The sequence below is a fragment of the Longimicrobium sp. genome (assembly GCA_036387335.1).
Lineage (GTDB): Bacteria > Gemmatimonadota > Gemmatimonadetes > Longimicrobiales > Longimicrobiaceae > Longimicrobium.
In genome coordinates this window covers 1-2256 of record DASVTZ010000090.1, presented here as the reverse complement: position 1 = coordinate 2256, position 2256 = coordinate 1, and the positions used below count along the sequence as shown (strand labels likewise).

At 69.9% G+C, this 2256-nt stretch carries 2 protein-coding genes; one reads left to right on the top strand and one right to left on the bottom strand.

Annotation, left to right across the window (positions count from 1 at the left end):
• Positions 1–241: hypothetical protein (locus tag VF647_08040; GenBank protein ID HEX8452031.1), on the bottom strand; the 241-nt coding region annotated here is incomplete at its 3' end.
• Between the two features lie 301 nt (positions 242–542).
• On the opposite strand from VF647_08040, the gene VF647_08035 reads away from it, so the two are divergent.
• On the top strand, positions 543–1865 hold the full coding sequence (locus VF647_08035) for an IS4 family transposase (GenBank protein ID HEX8452030.1): 1323 nt from the start codon (positions 543–545) through the stop codon (positions 1863–1865).
• Positions 1866–2256 lie beyond the last annotated feature (391 nt).

The following is a 2256-nucleotide window of genomic DNA, read 5'->3' as shown; positions in this document are numbered from 1 at the left end:
CCCATCCGTCGGCCTCGACGTAGAAACGGCGGATGAAGAACTCGTTGGAGACGACGGTGTTCACCGCCGCCGGGGTGCCGTCGGCGTTGGTGGAGTGGACGTTGGAGGTGCGGAACTCGGTCTGCAAGCGCCCCTTGAACTTCACGTTGGGGTACGTCGGCTGCTGCTGCGCGCGGGCCGGGCTTGCGGCGCAGGCGAGCAGCGTCAGCACCGCGGCGAGCCCTGCGTGGCGTCGGGTCACGGGTCTCCTCGGGAATGTTCGCGTGAGAGCGGGACTCGGCACCCGCTCACCAGTCGGACGCACTCAAGTTCGACAGGCGGCGACGCGGCCAGATCACCGGTCGGTCACGAACACGTTACGAGCGGGGAGGGGACAGGGGACAGGGGACAGCCGGCAGGAGGCTGATCGCTGGTGCAGCCGTCCGTCGGAAAGGCGATTGAAATCGCGGCAACAACTGCCCGAAGTCCGCCTTCGCGCAATACCGTTCACTTTGCTGCGGCAATGTGTTATCTTGGAGTGAACCCTCACCCCAGGAGTGCGCATGGCCCGCACCAGGAAGCCCCGTCAGGAGGAGGATCGGCTCAGCGACCTGATGAACATCGGCGTGCTGACGACGCGGTTCCCGCTGGACCAGATCCACGAGGTGCTGAAGGAGACCGGGCGGGCGAGCGAGCGGGTGCGCGACCTGCCGGCGCACGTGATGATGTACTACGTGATCGCGCTGGGGCTCTTCCGTCCGCAGGACACGCGCGAGGTGCTGCGGCTGCTGCAGGAGGGGCTGAAGGCCATCCTGGGCGAGCGGAGGCGGGTGAAGACGGCGGCGAAGTCGGCCATCTCGCAGGCGCGCACGCGCCTGGGGGTGGAGCCGGTGAAGCGGCTGTACGAGGCGGTGGTGCAGCCGGTCGCGACGGAGCAGACACGGGGCGCGTGGTACCGCGAGTGGAAGGTGGTGGCGCTCGACGGCTTCACGCTGGAGGTGCCGGACACGGAGGCGAACCGGGCGGCGTTCGCGCGGCCGGAGTCGCCCTCGGGCGGCGAGAGCGCGTACCCGCGGGTGCGCGGGGTGGCGCTGGCCGAGGTGGGCACGCACGTGCTCTTCGCGGCCGAGGTGGACAGCTACGCCACGGGCGAGATCACGCTGGCCAGGCGGGTGCTGCCGCGGCTCGGGCCGGGGATGCTCTGCCTGGCCGACCGCTACTTCCCCGGCTACGCGCTGTGGAAGCAGGCGCTGGAAACCGGGGCCGAGCTGGTGTGGCGCATCCGGGAGAACATCCGCCTCCCGCTCGAGAAGGAGCTCCCCGACGGCTCGTTCCTGGCGCGGTTCCATCCCAGGTGGGAGAACGGCAAGCCGCAGGGCGAGGCGATCCCGGTGCGGGTGATCGACTATCAGGTCGACGGCGGAGAGAAGATCCGCATCATCACCTCGATCCTGGACTGGAAGCGCGCCCCGGCGGCGGAGCTGGCCCAGCTCTACCACGAGCGCTGGGAGTTCGAGACCGCGCTGGACGAGTTCAAGACGCACCTGCGCGGCGCGCGCACGGTGCTGCGCAGCCAGACGCCCGAGCTGGTGAAGCAGGAGATCTACGGCCTGCTGCTGGCCCACTTCGCGCTCCGGGCGCTGATGCACGAGGCGGCGCTGCACGCCGGGCGGGACCCGGACCGGATCTCCTTCACCCACACGGTGAACGTCGTCCGCCGAACCCTGCCGCGCTTCGCGGCCCTTCCCCCCTCGGGAGTGGATGCGGCTGCACCGCGTGGTGCTGGACGAGATCCTGGAGGTCGACGTCGGCCCGCGCCGGCACCGCAAGGCCAAGCGCGGCGTCAAGCGCAAGCAGAGCCCGTACCCGGTGCGACGACGGAGTGAGAAGTCCGTCAGAGTCGATCCGCCTGCCATCGTGGTGCTTAGGTGAACGGTATTGCGCCTGCGCGGACTCCAGGGCGGGCATTCGCCGGTTCTGCAATCCCCCATCACTAAACCCGCAACCCAGGATCGCACCCTCGCCTTTGGGCCCACGCGGCCGTTCCGCGCGGCTCTTGCTTCGGATTTCGTTCGGGAGCTAAACTTCACCGTCCACGCCGCGCCCTTGCCTCAGCCAGCCGTGACCGCCGCCACCCCGCCGTTTCCCGAAGCCGTGCTGCGCACCGTACTGGCGGGCGCGGTCGCGGCGTGGCCGCGTGGCGGCGACGCTGCCTCCGCAGGAGGCGAGCCGCGGCGGTGGTACGTCGATGCGTTCGCCGGCGCCGAGTTCCAGTTC